Source organism: Bacillus sp. 3103sda1 (genome assembly GCF_024159135.1).
Classification (GTDB): Bacteria; Bacillota; Bacilli; order Bacillales; family Bacillaceae_G; genus Bacillus_A; species Bacillus_A rhizoplanae.
The window spans coordinates 235,295-252,500 of record NZ_JAMYWS010000001.1 but is presented as its reverse complement, the minus strand read 5'-3'; the positions used below and the strand labels follow the sequence as shown (position 1 = coordinate 252,500).

The following is a 17,206-nucleotide window of genomic DNA, read 5'->3' as shown; positions in this document are numbered from 1 at the left end:
CCAGTGTGGCCGATCACCCTCTCAGGTCGGCTACGCATCGTCGCCTTGGTGAGCCGTTACCTCACCAACTAGCTAATGCGCCGCAGGTCCATCTATAAGTGACAGCCGAAGCCGCCTTTCAATTTCGCACCATGCGGTGCAAAATGTTATCCGGTATTAGCCCCGGTTTCCCGGAGTTATCCCAGTCTTATAGGCAGGTTACCTACGTGTTACTCACCCGTCCGCCGCTAACTTCTTAAGAGCAAGCTCTTAATTGGTTCGCTCGACTTGCATGTATTAGGCACGCCGCCAGCGTTCATCCTGAGCCAGGATCAAACTCTCCAATAAAGTGTTTGTCTAGCATCATAAATAAAAATTGACGTTTCACGTTGTTTGTTTCGTTCAGTTTTCAAAGAACTTGTTTGCCGCTCAATTGCGACTTCCTTATGTTAACATCTTTGTGTTTCAATGTCAACTAAGTTTTTCATTTCGTTTTCGCTTTCTGCTCTGTTTCATCAGCGATTCTTAATATATTACACACTTCTTTCTATAGAGTCAACATTTTTTTCAAATCTTTTTATTAACGATTTCCTTTCATAATGAATAACTCTAAGTGATCATCTTCAAAATAAATTTAACTCCCCTATAACGAACTATTTTAACACCAGGGATCTTCTCGATATCACTCAATCAAGTAGATTCCCTAACGATTAAACACATTTATCCACATAACTACAATTTATTGTTATCCAAACACCTAACTGTTCTTCTCTCACTATAACAAGTCATCACCAATGTGAGATCACGTTATTTTATACGGACATTTTAAAAACTCTTTAATTTCATGAATCAATTCCTGAGCATGGTCAAACATCATAGCATGAGACGTTTCAGGAATTACAACTGTTTTACTTTTACTTAATTTAGATTCAAATAAGTATTAATTTTTATTTACTTATACTTAATACTGATTGAAATAACATTTTAAACTTTTCTTGATCTGCCCAGATAATTGCTAACAAAACAAGTCCCCCGCCCACAACAATTCTCCAAGTTATAACCTCATCTAATAAAATGACAGATGCTATCATACTAACTAATGGAAGAATATTTAAATACATCCCACCAACAGCTGCTGAAACTTCTTCCAATGCCTTGTTCCACAGTAAGTAGGCAAGAATAGTAGGGCCGATAATCAAATAGGCTAAACTTCCCCATGCCTGCCACGTTATTACATCCGGGATTCCACGATACGATACTTCAAAGATAGTAAAAGGCAAAACTATAATAGCCCCAGCAAGTAAAGTTAATGTAGTAAATGCTCCACTCGATAAATCCGCTTCTTCCTTCGGCTGTTTCAATAAAATATTATAAAAAGCGAACAAAACCGTACTAGCTAAAATAAGTAAATCCCCCATAGGCGATGATGTACTCTCTTGCTCATTTAACGGGATCGTTATTAGTAATACACCGCACATCCCCAAAAACATGCCAACCCAATATTTCCAATTAATTTTTTCTTGAAGAAAAAAAGCAGAAAACATAATAGTAAATAAAGGTAATGTAGCATCAATAATACTCACATGCATTCCACTTGTAAGCGAAATTCCATATGAAGTAAACATAAAGTATCCCGCAACACCTGTGAAAGATAAAAGTATCATTCTATTCCAAGGAATATACGTCTGTCGTATTTCCTTCCAATGAAAGGGAAAGAATAAGCAACCAGCTAAGGATAAACGCAAAAAAAGTAAAGTAAAAGGCGGGAACGAATATAATGCCCATTTCGTTGGTGCGATAGCAATTCCCCAGAACATAATCGCTATTATTAGCATAAAAGTGCCTCTCATATGCATTTCACATCCGTTTCAATTACAATTGTTAAGTTAAGTACTAGATTGCATCCAAATCCACACCCAAAACAGTTGTTCGATTTGAAAAATTATTTTAGATTAAACGTCTTTGAACTAATTAGATTTTTCTAATTTACTAAAAGATGATGTAGATTCGATACTGAATATATAATTTGTATAAGGAGAATACAAGAAATTCAACAGTAACCTGTAAATATAGGATTTTTCGTATTTTAATAGACTGTGTAAAATATATAGTTGAATAAATTTCGTGATTTTAACTACTTACTACATAGAGCTTTTCCTACATGAAAAAGGAATCCCTCTTCAAGGTAACGAATTTGTTAGTTGCAATCTAAAACAAAAAGACTGAAGGTGACAGAATGACAATTTATATCGCGCTATTGCGAGGCATTAACGTAAGTGGACATAATAAGATCAAAATGGCTGAATTGAGGCATATGCTAGAAACAATGGGTCTCAACCGAGTACAAACATATATTCAAACTGGCAATGTCCTATTTGAATCAGCGGAGGATATAGAGTCATTGCGCTCCCGAATTGAGAATGAAATTAAAACAGTTTTTGGAATTTCAATCACCGTTGTCTTAAGAACATCCATGGAATTTGAGAATATCATTGAGCATTGCCCATATACAGATGTACCCTTAGCCAAAGGAGAAAGTGTTCATGTTTCCATTTTGACTGAAGAGCCTCAGCCAAAGGTAGTCGAACTGTTGTCGAACAGCGAACGTGATAATGATGAATACTATATCCACGGACGTGAAATTTACTTCTTGTTCCATCAAAGCATGCTGGATTCCAAGTTGGCAAAGAATCTACAGAAACTCGGAAATACAGCAACAACACGCAACTGGAATACAATCAATAAGTTGGCTGCGCTATTGAAAGCGATGCAAGCTTAATAGGGAAAAACATATTCTGAGGGAGGAACAATAAAAAACTGAAATTTCATGAAGACATTCATATCTTTTCGCTATTGTTCTCCCCTAAAAATCGAAGGAATGATGTAATTTGTACATAAATGAACTATAGGGATTAAATTAATTTTTCCATATAGTACTCATCAGTAAATTCATCCATTAAATTGATACGTAGGACATCCTCTTATGTTCGTTTTTATTCGAAATACTCCACCGGCACTCGGACCTGTACTATGCATTCTTGCCGTTGTAATATATAACTCATTTAATTCACTTCCACCAAATGTACAAGAGGTTACATATGAAGCAGGTATAGGAATAGTTAGCAATTGTTCTCCATTTACAGGGTTCCACCTCGATACTTTAGAACCTCCCCAGTGTGCAATCCATAGCATACCTTCTTCATCAATCGTCATTCCATCAGGAAGGCCTTCTTCTTTTGGTATGATAACAACATCTTGAGGATTTTCAATATGCCCTGTATGGATATCATAATCAAAACGAACCACTTTTCTTGTAGGTGTATCTATAAAATACATGTATTTATGATTAGGTGACCATGCTAAACCATTAGAAGTACACACTTGTTCTAATTTCTTTTTGACAGTTAAATCAGTATCTAAACAGTAAAGCGCTCCCTCTCCACTTATACCAACTGAGTCCGTAGTACCTGCCCAAAAACGGCCTGCCGGATCACACTTCCCATCATTAAAGCGATTGTCTTGTAAATGGCTTTCCGGATTATAAATAGCCTGTAGTTCTTCCGTATCCGGATTTAATGAATGAAAGCCGTTCTCTAAAGCAAGGATCATGTTACCAGATTCACTAGGAACCACTGATCCTACCATCTGTCCAACAAAGATTCCCTTATTTTTATTTGTAATAGGATTATAGATATGAACCTTCTTCTCTAAGATATCAACCCAATATAGTAACTGCTTTTTACTATCCCAACAAGGCCCTTCCCCAAGGGTAGCCTTAGCATCAATCACTAACTCTAATTTACCTAACAAATTAACATCTCCTCATTAAAGAATATTCTGTCTATTTATAGTAACATGTATGAATATCTCTATTAAAGCTTGGATATGCCAATTACAATATAAAAGCACAAAAAAGACGAGTCATACTGACTCGTCTCAGATTGCCTGGCAACGTCCTACTCTCACAGGGACAAAGTCCCAACTACCATCGGCGCTAGAGAGCTTAACTTCCGTGTTCGGTATGGGAACGGGTGTGACCTCTCTGCCATCATTACCAGACTTATGAAGGTATATTCCTTCAAAACTAGATAACATTTGCTTCATATTATATGGTTAAGTCCTCGATCTATTAGTATTCGTCAGCTCCACATGTCACCATGCTTCCACCTCGAACCTATCAACCTGATCATCTTTCAGGGATCTTACTAGCTTAACGCTATGGGAAATCTCATCTTGAGGGGGGCTTCATGCTTAGATGCTTTCAGCACTTATCCCTTCCGCACATAGCTACCCAGCTATGCCCTTGGCAGAACAACTGGTACACCAGCGGTGCGTCCATCCCGGTCCTCTCGTACTAAGGACAGCTCCTCTCAAATTTCCTACGCCCACGACGGATAGGGACCGAACTGTCTCACGACGTTCTGAACCCAGCTCGCGTACCGCTTTAATGGGCGAACAGCCCAACCCTTGGGACCGACTACAGCCCCAGGATGCGATGAGCCGACATCGAGGTGCCAAACCTCCCCGTCGATGTGGACTCTTGGGGGAGATAAGCCTGTTATCCCCGGGGTAGCTTTTATCCGTTGAGCGATGGCCCTTCCATGCGGAACCACCGGATCACTAAGCCCGACTTTCGTCCCTGCTCGACTTGTAGGTCTCGCAGTCAAGCTCCCTTATGCCTTTGCACTCTACGAATGATTTCCAACCATTCTGAGGGAACCTTTGGGCGCCTCCGTTACTTTTTAGGAGGCGACCGCCCCAGTCAAACTGCCCACCTGACACTGTCTCCCGGGTCGATAAGACCCGTAGGTTAGAATTTCAATACAGCCAGGGCGGTATCCCACCAGCGCCTCCACCGAAGCTAGCGCTCCGGCTTCAAAGGCTCCCGCCTATCCTGTACAAGCTGTACCAAAATTCAATATCAGGCTACAGTAAAGCTCCACGGGGTCTTTCCGTCCTGTCGCGGGTAACCTGCATCTTCACAGGTACTATAATTTCACCGAGTCTCTGGTTGAGACAGTGCCCAAATCGTTACACCTTTCGTGCGGGTCGGAACTTACCCGACAAGGAATTTCGCTACCTTAGGACCGTTATAGTTACGGCCGCCGTTTACTGGGGCTTCAGTTCAGAGCTTCGCTTGCGCTAACCCCTCTCCTTAACCTTCCAGCACCGGGCAGGTGTCAGCCCCTATACTTCGCCTTACGGCTTCGCAGAGACCTGTGTTTTTGCTAAACAGTCGCTTGGGCCTATTCACTGCGGCTTTCCGTTAAGAAAGCACCCCTTCTCCCGAAGTTACGGGGTCATTTTGCCGAGTTCCTTAACCAGAGTTCTCTCGCACACCTTAGGATTCTCTCCTCGCCTACCTGTGTCGGTTTGCGGTACAGGCACCTTTTATCTCGCTAGAAGCTTTTCTTGGCAGCGGGGAATCAAAGACTTCGCTCCATAAGGAGCTTCCCCATCACAGCTCAGCCTTTGCGGTAAGCGGATTTGCCTACTTACCAGCCTAACTGCTTGGACGTGCACAACCAATCGCACGCTTCTTCTATCCTTCTGCGTCCCTCCATTGCTCAAACGATAAAGAGGTGGTACAGGAATATCAACCTGTTGTCCATCGCCTACGCCTGTCGGCCTCGGCTTAGGTCCTGACTAACCCTGAGCGGACGAGCCTTCCTCAGGAAACCTTAGGCATTCGGTGGACGGGATTCTCACCCGTCTTTCGCTACTCATACCGGCATTCTCACTTCTAAGCGCTCCACCAGTCCTTACGATCTGACTTCACAGCACTTAGAACGCTCCCCTACCACTGATACCATAGGTATCAATCCGCAGCTTCGGTGGTGTATTTAGCCCCGGTACATTTTCGGCGCAGAGTCACTCGACTAGTGAGCTATTACGCACTCTTTAAATGGTGGCTGCTTCTAAGCCAACATCCTAGTTGTCTAAGCAACTCCACATCCTTTTCCACTTAATACACACTTTGGGACCTTAGCTGGCGGTCTGGGCTGTTTCCCTTTTGACTACGGATCTTATCACTCGCAGTCTGACTCCCAAGGATAAGTCATTGGCATTCGGAGTTTGACTGAATTCGGTAATCCGATGAGGACCCCTAGTTCAATCAGTGCTCTACCTCCAAGACTCTCACACTTGAGGCTAGCCCTAAAGCTATTTCGGGGAGAACCAGCTATCTCCAGGTTCGATTGGAATTTCTCCGCTACCCACACCTCATCCCCGCACTTTTCAACGTGCGTGGGTTCGGGCCTCCATTCAGTGTTACCTGAACTTCACCCTGGACATGGGTAGATCACCTGGTTTCGGGTCTACGACCACGTACTAAACGCCCTATTCAGACTCGCTTTCGCTACGGCTCCGCCTCTTCAGCTTAACCTCGCACGGGATCGTAACTCGCCGGTTCATTCTACAAAAGGCACGCCATCACCCGTTAACGGGCTCTGACTATTTGTAGGCACACGGTTTCAGGATCTCTTTCACTCCCCTTCCGGGGTGCTTTTCACCTTTCCCTCACGGTACTGGTTCACTATCGATCACTAGGTAGTATTTAGCCTTGGGAGATGGTCCTCCCGGATTCCGACGGAATTTCACGTGTTCCGCCGTACTCAGGATACATTCAAGAGGGAACGAAGTTTCAACTACAGGGTTGTTACCTTCTATGACGAGCCTTTCCAGGCTGCTTCGTCTACCTCGTTCCTTTGTAACTCCGTATAGAATGTCCTACAACCCCAAGAGGCAAGCCTCTTGGTTTGGGCTAGATTCCGTTTCGCTCGCCGCTACTCAGGAAATCGCATTTGCTTTCTCTTCCTCCAGGTACTTAGATGTTTCAGTTCCCTGGGTCTGTCTTCTTTACCCTATGTATTCAGATAAAGATACCATACCATTACGTATGGTGGGTTTCCCCATTCGGAAATCTCCGGATCAAAGCTTACTTACAGCTCCCCGAAGCATATCGGTGTTAGTCCCGTCCTTCATCGACTCCTAGTGTCAAGGCATCCACCGTGCGCCCTTTCTAACTTAACCAAAATTAAAAAAATATGAGCTACACTGTTATCTAGTTTTCAAAGAACATATATTTTCGAGAGATAGTTCTCTCAAAACTGAACAAAACGAAACACGGAAACTTATATTGATGAACAGCGTTCATCAATTCTCCATAGAAAGGAGGTGATCCAGCCGCACCTTCCGATACGGCTACCTTGTTACGACTTCACCCCAATCATCTGTCCCACCTTAGGCGGCTGGCTCCAAAAAGGTTACCCCACCGACTTCGGGTGTTACAAACTCTCGTGGTGTGACGGGCGGTGTGTACAAGGCCCGGGAACGTATTCACCGCGGCATGCTGATCCGCGATTACTAGCGATTCCAGCTTCATGTAGGCGAGTTGCAGCCTACAATCCGAACTGAGAACGGTTTTATGAGATTAGCTCCACCTCGCGGTCTTGCGACTCTTTGTACCGTCCATTGTAGCACGTGTGTAGCCCAGGTCATAAGGGGCATGATGATTTGACGTCATCCCCACCTTCCTCCGGTTTGTCACCGGCAGTCACCTTAGAGTGCCCAACTTAATGATGGCAACTAAGATCAAGGGTTGCGCTCGTTGCGGGACTTAACCCAACATCTCACGACACGAGCTGACGACAACCATGCACCACCTGTCACTCTGCTCCCGAAGGAGAAGCCCTATCTCTAGGGTTGTCAGAGGATGTCAAGACCTGGTAAGGTTCTTCGCGTTGCTTCGAATTAAACCACATGCTCCACCGCTTGTGCGGGCCCCCGTCAATTCCTTTGAGTTTCAGCCTTGCGGCCGTACTCCCCAGGCGGAGTGCTTAATGCGTTAACTTCAGCACTAAAGGGCGGAAACCCTCTAACACTTAGCACTCATCGTTTACGGCGTGGACTACCAGGGTATCTAATCCTGTTTGCTCCCCACGCTTTCGCGCCTCAGTGTCAGTTGCAGACCAGAAAGTCGCCTTCGCCACTGGTGTTCCTCCATATCTCTACGCATTTCACCGCTACACATGGAATTCCACTTTCCTCTTCTGCACTCAAGTCTCCCAGTTTCCAATGACCCTCCACGGTTGAGCCGTGGGCTTTCACATCAGACTTAAGAAACCACCTGCGCGCGCTTTACGCCCAATAATTCCGGATAACGCTTGCCACCTACGTATTACCGCGGCTGCTGGCACGTAGTTAGCCGTGGCTTTCTGGTTAGGTACCGTCAAGGTGCCAGCTTATTCAACTAGCACTTGTTCTTCCCTAACAACAGAGCTTTACGACCCGAAGGCCTTCATCGCTCACGCGGCGTTGCTCCGTCAGACTTTCGTCCATTGCGGAAGATTCCCTACTGCTGCCTCCCGTAGGAGTCTGGGCCGTGTCTCAGTCCCAGTGTGGCCGATCACCCTCTCAGGTCGGCTACGCATCGTCGCCTTGGTGAGCCGTTACCTCACCAACTAGCTAATGCGCCGCAGGTCCATCTATAAGTGACAGCCGAAGCCGCCTTTCAATTTCGCACCATGCGGTGCAAAATGTTATCCGGTATTAGCCCCGGTTTCCCGGAGTTATCCCAGTCTTATAGGCAGGTTACCTACGTGTTACTCACCCGTCCGCCGCTAACTTCTTAAGAGCAAGCTCTTAATCGGTTCGCTCGACTTGCATGTATTAGGCACGCCGCCAGCGTTCATCCTGAGCCAGGATCAAACTCTCCAATAAAGTGTTTGTCTAGCATCATAAATAAAAATTGACGTTTCACGTTGTTTGTTTCGTTCAGTTTTCAAAGAACTTGTTTGCCGCTCAATTGCGACTTCCTTATGTTAACATCTTTGTGTTTCAATGTCAACTAAGTTTTTCATTTCGTTTTCGCTTTCTGCTCTGTTGCATCAGCGACTTCTAGAATATTACACTCTTTTATATTAAACGTCAATATGTTTTTCTAAGAAAATATAAAAAGGTTTATTTATCCCGCATTAACGGGCAGTCCCCCCACCTCAAGATTCTGAGAAAAGCGAAGAAGGTGGGTAGCCCGATTAGTTCAACTAACCATCATTGAGGGGTAAAGCTCTCTACTACTGATGGAAGTTTTGATTTATCTTTCTTATTATAATTGTTAAAGAAACTATGAATCGAATAATCACGCAGTAAATAAAAATCCATAATAAACGTAAGTGGTGCCCGGAACTCATACAACCTATTTTTCTCTTTTTCTATACGTTTATTATAAAAACTCCTAAAGATGCAAAAAAGGACTAGGCATCCCCTCCTAGTCCTTTCAAAAAACCCCTTTTATTGACGAACGTAGACAAAATACAGTACGAATAAAACTCCCAGTACATACATAATTGGATGAATCTCTTTACGACGACCACTTACAACCATTGTAATTGGATAAAAGATAAAACCAATCGCAATCCCTGTTGCAATACTATATGTGAGCGGCATTGCAATAATTGTAAAGAATGCCGGTACTGCAGTTTCAAATTTCTTCCAATCAATTTCTCCTAATGATGAGACCATCAAAACCCCTACAATAATTAAAGCCGGTGCTGTTACGGATGGTGTTACTACACTTAATAATGGTGAAAAGAAAAGTGCTAATAAGAAAAAACCTGCCGTTACAACTGCTGTAAATCCAGAACGTCCTCCTGCTGCTACCCCTGCAGAGGATTCAATATAAGACGTCGTTGTAGATGTACCAAGTATTGCTCCGATTACAGTTGCAATCGCATCAGAGATTAATGCTCTTCCTGCACGTGGTAATTTATTATCTTTCATTAAGCCAGCTTGATTGGCAACTGCAACAAGTGTTCCTGCTGTATCAAAGAAATCGATAAAGAAGAAAGTTAAAATAACAACAAGCATTTTAGGAGTGAAAATGTCACCAATATGTTGAAGAGCAACTCCAAACGTTGGCTTCAAGCTTGGAACTGCACCAACAATCTCCTTTGGTGCGTCAATTAATCCTGTCGCCACACCAACGATTGCTGTAAGCACCATCCCATAAAACACTGCTCCATTAACTTTTCTTGTCATTAAAATAACAATTGCAACTACACCAAAAATAGCGAGTAATGTTGTTCCTTTTGTTAAATCACCTAAACCAACAAGTACAGCATCATTATTTACAATAATCCCTGCATTTTGAAAACCAAGAAATGCGATGAACAATCCAATTCCAGCTGCTACTGCAAACTTTAATTCTGTTGGAATTGCGTTAATAATTTTTTCACGAATGCCGGAAGCTGTAAGAATGATAAAAAGAATACCTGATACTAGCGTCCCAGCAATCGCTGTTTGCCACGGAATCCCCATTGTTAATACAGCTGTATAAGCAAAGAAAGCATTAATCCCCATTCCCGGTGCTAATGCGATTGGGTACTTTGCAAAAATCCCCATAATTAGTGATCCAATTGCTGCTGCTAAAGCAGTTGCAACAAACACTGCACCTGGATCCATTCCTGTTCCTGCCGGTAGTCCCTTAACGTGGCTAAGCGACAACGTAGCAGGATTGACGAATAACACATATGCCATAGATAAAAATGTTGTTAACCCTGCAATGAACTCTGTTTTATAATTTGTTCCGAGCTCATCGAACTGAAAGTAACGTTTCATTCTATGTTTCCCCCGTTATATGATTGCTCATCGTAACTCTTCCTAGCCCCTCTTTTATCTATAAAAATAAAAAAGGCTTCCATTGCATATACATGGAAGCGTCTGTAAACAAAGGCAATGATCCCTTACCTTTATATTAAAACGCCTCGTAGTCAAGCCATTTACGGTAGCTAGGTAGAAACTTTCGGGCCATATCCCCGATATTATACGACGGCTGTAATATTCACTTTTATTATTAATTACATACTCATAGTAACTCGTATTCATCTAAATGTCAAACGAAAAACGAACGTTTTTTATTTAAAACTAAATTTCGTTCGTATAAAAACAAAAAAGACGATCCATCTACACATCAAGGTATAGATGGATCGTCTTCTATATCATGAAATTCACTTTATTCCCACTCAATTGTTGCTGGTGGCTTACTTGTTATATCATACACGATACGGTTCACGTGTTTTACTTCGTTTACGATACGTACAGAGATTTTCTCTAATACGTCCCAAGGAATACGTGCCCAGTCTGCTGTCATACCATCGATAGATGTTACTGCACGAATACCTACTGTGTAATCATACGTACGCTCGTCACCCATAACACCTACGCTGCGCATGCCAGGAAGTGCAGTGAAATATTGCCAAACTTCACGGTCTAAACCGGCTTTTTTGATTTCTTCGCGTAAGATCGCATCAGATTCACGAACGATTTCTAGTTTTTCTTCTGTAATTTCACCTAATACACGAATACCAAGACCTGGACCTGGGAATGGTTGACGCCATACGATTTCATCTGGAATTCCTAGTTCGGATCCTAACGCACGTACTTCATCTTTAAATAATGTATTTAATGGTTCAATTAATTTAAATTGCATATCTTCTGGAAGTCCACCAACGTTATGATGAGACTTAATTGTTTGTGCAGTTGCTGTACCACTTTCAATAATATCAGTGTACAGTGTACCTTGTGCTAAGAAGTCCATTCCTTCTAATTTAGATGCTTCATCATCGAATACATAAATAAATTCGTTACCGATGATTTTGCGTTTTTGTTCTGGATCTTCAACGCCTTTTAATTTGCTCATGAATCGTTCTTGCGCATCCACTTTAATAACGTTCATGTGGAAGCCTTCACTAAATGTTTTCATAACCCCTTCAGCTTCTCCTTTACGAAGTAAGCCATGGTCAACGAAAATACATGTTAGTTGATCACCGATTGCTTTATGAATTAATACAGCTACAACAGAAGAGTCTACACCACCGCTAAGTGCACATAGTACTTTTTTGTCGCCAACTGTTTCACGAATCTTTTCTAATTCTACTTCAATGAAGTTCTCCATATTCCAGCCTTCAGAACATCCACATACACCGAATACAAAGTTCTTAATTAAATCATTACCGTGCTCAGAGTGACGTACTTCCGGGTGGAATTGTACGCCGTATAAGTTTTGCGCTTCATTGCTCATACCAGCAATTGGGCAAGACTCACTTGTTGCATCTACTACAAAGCCTTCTGGTAAGCCTGTTACTAAGTCACCATGACTCATCCAAACAACTTGTTCTTCTGGAAGGTTTGTATATAATTTCGATTGATTCTCTACTTTTAATACTGCTTTTCCGTACTCACGATGGTTTGCACGTTCTACTTTTCCACCAAAGTGCTTTGTCATTAATTGCATGCCGTAGCAAATACCGAAGATCGGTAAGCCTAAGTCAAAGATTTTTTCGTCACAGTGGAAGGCACTTTCGCCATATACACTGTTTGGTCCACCAGAGAAAATAATTCCTTTTGGATTCATCGCTTTAATTTCTTCTGCTGTAATTGTATGCGGATGAAGTTCACTATACACGCCAAACTCACGAATGCGACGTGCAATTAACTGGTTGTACTGACTTCCAAAATCTAAAACGATAATCGTATCGTGCTGTTTCTTCAAAATAATCACCCCATAGTTCTGTATATAAACATTTTCACCAATTTGGTAAAAACAATTACCAATATAATAAAAAAAGCCAGTCCCCTGCCCTCAGTCTCATAACAAAGAAAAGGCAGGAGTCTAGCCCTATAAAGGAATCCGTTCCTTATAAACATAGACACACTGCCTTCATAGTCAGGTTGTTTACGGTAACCCGGTAGAGACTCTCAATCCATATTATTGAGGATATATGAAGGAATACTTTATATTATCTTCCTAGATTCTAACAATGAAGTATGAATACGGTCAAGAGAGAAAGCGACAAAATTCTACAGAAATTATTTTCCTGTATAGAGAAACTTCCTTCAACCCCAGCTTCACTAACAGTTATTCGAACGAGTCAACATCTTATAGACAGTTTCCCGAAACACCTATCTTTTTTATCCCGCATTAACGGGCAGTAAGCCTCCCACCTCAAGTTTTAGAGAGAAGCGAGGAAGATAAGCGGGGGACAACTGCCCGTAAAAGCCCGATTGGTTCAACTAACCATCAGTGGGGATGAAAAAAACCACTGATGGAAGTTTCACTTTATATTTTACTGCTTATAGAACAAAAAACATCCATCTCTATAAAGAGATGGATGTTTCGCGGCGCATGAAATTACATCATGCCGCCCATACCGCCCATGCCCATGCCGCCCATGTCAGGCATTCCAGCAGCACCAGCTGGTTCTGGTTTGTCAGCAACAACTGCTTCAGTTGTTAAGAACATTGCTGCAACAGATGCTGCATTTTGAAGAGCAGAACGAGTTACTTTCGTTGGATCTACGATACCAGACTCAAGCATGTTTACCCATTCGCCTGTTGCTGCGTTGAAACCAACGCCTACTTTTTCACCTTTTAAGCGTTCTACAACAACAGATCCTTCTAGACCAGCATTGATTGCGATTTGACGAACTGGTTCTTCTAACGCACGAAGTACGATGTTAATACCTGTTGCTTCATCACCTTCAGCTGTAATACCAGCTACTTTAGCATATACGTTCATAAGTGCAGTACCACCACCTGCTACAATACCTTCTTCTACTGCTGCACGAGTTGAGTTAAGTGCATCTTCAATGCGAAGTTTGCGCTCTTTCAATTCAGTTTCAGTTGCTGCACCTACTTTAATTACAGCTACGCCACCTGCTAGTTTAGCAAGACGCTCTTGTAATTTTTCACGATCGAACTCAGAAGTTGTTTCTTCTAACTGCGCACGAATTTGACCAATGCGAGCTTCGATTTGTTCTGTATTTCCTACACCTTCAACAATTGTTGTATTTTCTTTCGTTACAACAATTTTGCTAGCACGTCCTAAAGATGCGATAGTTGCAGATTTTAAGTCGCGGCCTAATTCTTCTGTAATTACTTCACCGCCAGTTAAGATAGCGATATCTTCTAGCATCGCTTTACGACGATCACCAAAGCCAGGAGCTTTAACAGCTACTACGTTGAATGTACCACGAAGTTTATTTACTACTAATGTAGCTAACGCTTCGCCTTCTACGTCTTCAGAGATGATAAGAAGTGGTTTACCTTGTTGTACCACTTGCTCTAATACTGGTAAGATTTCTTGAATGCTAGAAACCTTTTTATCAGTAATTAAGATAAATGGGTTATCAAGAACAGCTTCCATTTTATCAGAATCAGTAATCATGTAAGGAGAAGCATATCCACGGTCGAACTGCATACCTTCTACTACATCTAATTCTGTTGTGAATCCTTTAGATTCTTCTAATGTAATAACGCCGTCGTTACCAACACGCTCCATTGCTTCTGCAATTAATTGTCCTACTTCTTCGTCAGCAGCAGAAATAGCAGCTACTTGTGCGATAGAAGATTTACCTTCGATTGGTTTAGAAATCGTTTTTAATTCTTCAATTGCTGCTACAGTAGCTTTTTCAATACCTTTACGAAGACCCATTGGGTTCGCACCAGCTGTTACGTTCTTTAAACCTTCACGAATCATTGCTTGTGCTAATACAGTTGCAGTTGTCGTTCCATCACCAGCTACATCATTTGTTTTGCTAGCAACTTCTGCTACTAGTTTTGCACCCATATTTTCAAATGCATCTTCTAATTCGATTTCTTTTGCAATTGTTACACCGTCATTTGTAATAAGCGGAGAACCGAATTTTTTCTCAAGTACAACGTTACGACCTTTTGGTCCAAGCGTAACTTTTACTGCGTTTGCAAGAGTGTCGACACCGCGAAGCATCGAACGACGTGCTTCTTCACTAAATTTAATATCTTTTGCCATAATATTTGACCCCCTTGAATTTTTAAAGATTTATATAATTAACTGATAACTGCTAAAATGTCGCTTTCACGTAAAATTAAGTATTCTGCACCTTCGTATTTTACTTCAGTACCTGCATATTTTGAGAAGATAATACGATCGCCTACAGCTAACTCTAAAGCAACACGCTCACCATTTTCAAGCACACGACCAGTACCAACTGCCACTACCTTACCTTCTTGTGGTTTTTCTTTTGCAGTGTCTGGTAATACGATACCACTTGCTGTTTTTTCTTCTGCTTGAACAAGTTCAATTACAACGCGATCACCTAATGGCTTTAGCATGAACAATAACCTCCTCAATTTACTATGTAAATTTTATGTTTATTAGCACTCAAACACTTAGAGTGCTAACACACTTATTATAATAAAGAATCTCATTTTCTTTTGCAAGTGAAAAAACGTAATTTTTCGGAAAACTATTTTACATCCTCTTCAGTCTTTCCATAAGCTTCTCTTCTTTACCTGATGGGTAGCGCAATAATATAAATCCTTGGCTTCATGGAAGATCGGCACTGATAGAAGATTCTATTTGATATTCCATCGTTTTTCCCTCTTCTCCTATGTTACAATAAGAAGATGCCATAAGTTGTTTTCTCTATGGATAGAGCATTTTCCTTTTTCATTACAAAAAATTTAAAAAGGAGTTACGAAATTGAAGAGACAATACTGGTGGGTTGTTGTTACATATATTTTAATGCAATTATCAGGTGTAATTGGAGGGTGGCTCCTTTTAAAAAGCGGAATATACAACAATGGAAACAGGAGCTTTCAAGAAGAGGTTCAATTGGCAACTGCACATTGGGGAATAATTAGCTTCTTTGTTGCTCTTATTATTATCCTTCTGATATTACGCAACGATACACAATCAGAAAAATGGGATCGGGAAAGAACAAACATTCCCGCTACAATAGGATGGATTATTTTGGGGGTTTTTCTTGCTTTATTTGCCCAAGTAATTGCTGGCACAATTGAAACACAAATTTTTAAAGTTAAACCTGAATCTGAAAATACACAAAACATTATCGAGATTATAAAAGCTGCTCCATTATTTATGATTGTTTCTTCTATATTCGCTCCCATTCTTGAAGAAATTGTATTTAGAAAGATTCTATTTGGAACACTATATAAACGATATAACTTCTTTATCGCAGCAATTGTGAGTTCACTTATATTTGCTTTAATTCATTTTGACCCTACACATTTATTAGTGTATATTTCCATGGGGCTTGTTTTTTCATTTTTATATGTAAAAACAAAACGAATTATTGTACCTATTATGGCTCATGTTATGATGAATACAAATGTTATGCTAATTACATTTGTACTTCACCCATACATAGAAAAAGCTGAAAAATTGCAAGGATTCATCGGGGGATTTTAAACATGCGAACTTCACCATTTGTTATGGCAACTTTGTATTTTCTTCTTGGGTGTATTTTTACATACTTAGCAATTACAAGTGTTGAAGATACAATTTGGAACTTTTATACAATATTACTCGCTATAATGGCAACAGTTGATTTTAATTTGGCACTTCGCCTTCTTTTTTCTAAACCGAAAAAAGGTAGTATGAAGAAATAATAAAAACGCAGGGAATTCCTGCGTTTTTATTGTGGGTAATTTTTTAAAAAGTACACAAGCGTTTGTAATTCTACCGCTAAATCGATATGATGAATTCGAATATGTTCTAATATATTTAACCTAGCAGGTGTAAAGTTTAAAACACCTTGTATACCAGTATGCGATAAGCGATCTGCTACAGCTTGTGCAACAGAAGCAGGTACTGTTAATATTGCCACTTTTATATCATCGGATAATTTCTCTTCTAATTCATCCAGATGATATACTGGAATTCCTCCGATTTCTTTTCCAACTTTCTCTTCATCAACGTCAAATGCCATCTCAATTTTTGTATTATTATTTTTCGTAAAATTGTAATGTAAGAAAGCTGTCCCTAAATTACCTACCCCTATTAGTGCTACACGCGTTACATCATCTTGATCAAGTGTTTCACGGAAAAACGACAATAAATAATTTACGTTATAGCCGTATCCCTTTTTCCCTAATGCCCCAAAGTATGAAAAATCTCTTCGAATCGTCGCCGAATCCACTTTCACCGCTTCACTTAATTCTGCAGATGATACGCGTTGCTTACCAGATAACGATAAGTTTTGGATAAATCGATAGTATAGAGGCAATCTTTTGGCAGTCGCCTGCGGAATTTTAGGCTGCTCCATGCAACCCCCTCCTCTCTTCCTATCTGTTCAAGTGATTGAAACATGTACGGAAGTTTAGCATTGAAAGTTTTCCCTGTATAATAGAGAGAGAACTTCTCTATTATGTTCAACTATACACTATT

The 17,206-nt window shown here is 41.1% G+C and carries 10 protein-coding genes, 4 rRNA genes and 2 riboswitches (1 of these 16 only partly in view); of the genes, 3 read left to right on the top strand and 11 right to left on the bottom strand.

The window, feature by feature from the left end:
• Window positions 1–327: ribosomal RNA gene (locus NKR74_RS01430) — 16S ribosomal RNA — on the bottom strand (it extends 1,225 nt beyond the left edge of the window).
• A gap of 599 nt (window positions 328–926) precedes the next feature.
• Complete coding sequence (locus NKR74_RS01425; protein ID WP_253628408.1) at window positions 927–1,814, bottom strand: DMT family transporter; 888 nt, start codon at window positions 1,812–1,814, stop codon at window positions 927–929.
• A 401-nt stretch (window positions 1,815–2,215) separates the two neighbouring features.
• Here NKR74_RS01425 and NKR74_RS01420 point away from each other — a divergent pair, with 401 nt between their 5' ends.
• Complete coding sequence (locus NKR74_RS01420) at window positions 2,216–2,758, top strand: DUF1697 domain-containing protein (RefSeq protein WP_253628407.1); 543 nt, start codon at window positions 2,216–2,218, stop codon at window positions 2,756–2,758.
• 170 nt (window positions 2,759–2,928) lie between these two features.
• Here the strand turns inward: NKR74_RS01420 and NKR74_RS01415 are convergent, their stop codons facing one another.
• The 8 genes from NKR74_RS01415 to groES form a co-directional block, all read right to left on the bottom strand.
• Window positions 2,929–3,789 carry an SMP-30/gluconolactonase/LRE family protein gene (locus NKR74_RS01415; RefSeq protein ID WP_253628406.1) on the bottom strand — a complete coding sequence of 287 codons (861 nt, stop codon included), beginning with the start codon at window positions 3,787–3,789 and terminating at the stop codon, window positions 2,929–2,931.
• A gap of 133 nt (window positions 3,790–3,922) precedes the next feature.
• Window positions 3,923–4,038: ribosomal RNA gene (gene rrf / locus NKR74_RS01410) — 5S ribosomal RNA — on the bottom strand.
• Between the two features lie 50 nt (window positions 4,039–4,088).
• A 23S ribosomal RNA gene (locus NKR74_RS01405) occupies window positions 4,089–7,011 on the bottom strand.
• Between the two features lie 137 nt (window positions 7,012–7,148).
• Window positions 7,149–8,700: ribosomal RNA gene (locus tag NKR74_RS01400) — 16S ribosomal RNA — on the bottom strand.
• Together the 16S, 23S and 5S rRNA genes form the textbook arrangement of a ribosomal RNA operon.
• 570 nt (window positions 8,701–9,270) lie before the next feature.
• Window positions 9,271–10,596, bottom strand: a complete 1,326-nt coding sequence (locus NKR74_RS01395) for an NCS2 family permease (RefSeq protein WP_253628405.1) — start codon at window positions 10,594–10,596, stop codon at window positions 9,271–9,273.
• Between the two features lie 129 nt (window positions 10,597–10,725).
• Window positions 10,726–10,828: riboswitch (purine riboswitch) on the bottom strand.
• 162 nt (window positions 10,829–10,990) lie between these two features.
• Window positions 10,991–12,529, bottom strand: coding sequence for a glutamine-hydrolyzing GMP synthase (guaA, locus tag NKR74_RS01390; protein ID WP_301287634.1), 1,539 nt, complete (start codon window positions 12,527–12,529; stop codon window positions 10,991–10,993).
• Window positions 12,530–12,680: 151 nt separating this feature from the next.
• A riboswitch (purine riboswitch) is annotated at window positions 12,681–12,782 on the bottom strand.
• 386 nt (window positions 12,783–13,168) lie between these two features.
• Window positions 13,169–14,806, bottom strand: a complete 1,638-nt coding sequence (gene groL / locus NKR74_RS01385) for a chaperonin GroEL (protein ID WP_154712711.1) — start codon at window positions 14,804–14,806, stop codon at window positions 13,169–13,171.
• A 38-nt stretch (window positions 14,807–14,844) separates the two neighbouring features.
• Window positions 14,845–15,129 carry a co-chaperone GroES gene (groES, locus tag NKR74_RS01380; RefSeq protein WP_098309780.1) on the bottom strand — a complete coding sequence of 95 codons (285 nt, stop codon included), beginning with the start codon at window positions 15,127–15,129 and terminating at the stop codon, window positions 14,845–14,847.
• Window positions 15,130–15,499: 370 nt separating this feature from the next.
• Here groES and NKR74_RS01375 point away from each other — a divergent pair, with 370 nt between their 5' ends.
• Window positions 15,500–16,228 carry a CPBP family intramembrane glutamic endopeptidase gene (locus tag NKR74_RS01375; RefSeq protein ID WP_253628404.1) on the top strand — a complete coding sequence of 243 codons (729 nt, stop codon included), beginning with the start codon at window positions 15,500–15,502 and terminating at the stop codon, window positions 16,226–16,228.
• Window positions 16,229–16,230: 2 nt separating this feature from the next.
• The gene (locus NKR74_RS01370; protein ID WP_098309782.1) at window positions 16,231–16,428 is read left to right on the top strand and encodes a YdiK family protein; all 198 of its coding nucleotides are present in this window, start codon (window positions 16,231–16,233) and stop codon (window positions 16,426–16,428) included.
• A gap of 26 nt (window positions 16,429–16,454) precedes the next feature.
• On the opposite strand, the gene NKR74_RS01365 is transcribed toward NKR74_RS01370, so the two are convergent.
• Window positions 16,455–17,084 carry a redox-sensing transcriptional repressor Rex gene (locus tag NKR74_RS01365; protein WP_098309783.1) on the bottom strand — a complete coding sequence of 210 codons (630 nt, stop codon included), beginning with the start codon at window positions 17,082–17,084 and terminating at the stop codon, window positions 16,455–16,457.
• Window positions 17,085–17,206 lie beyond the last annotated feature (122 nt).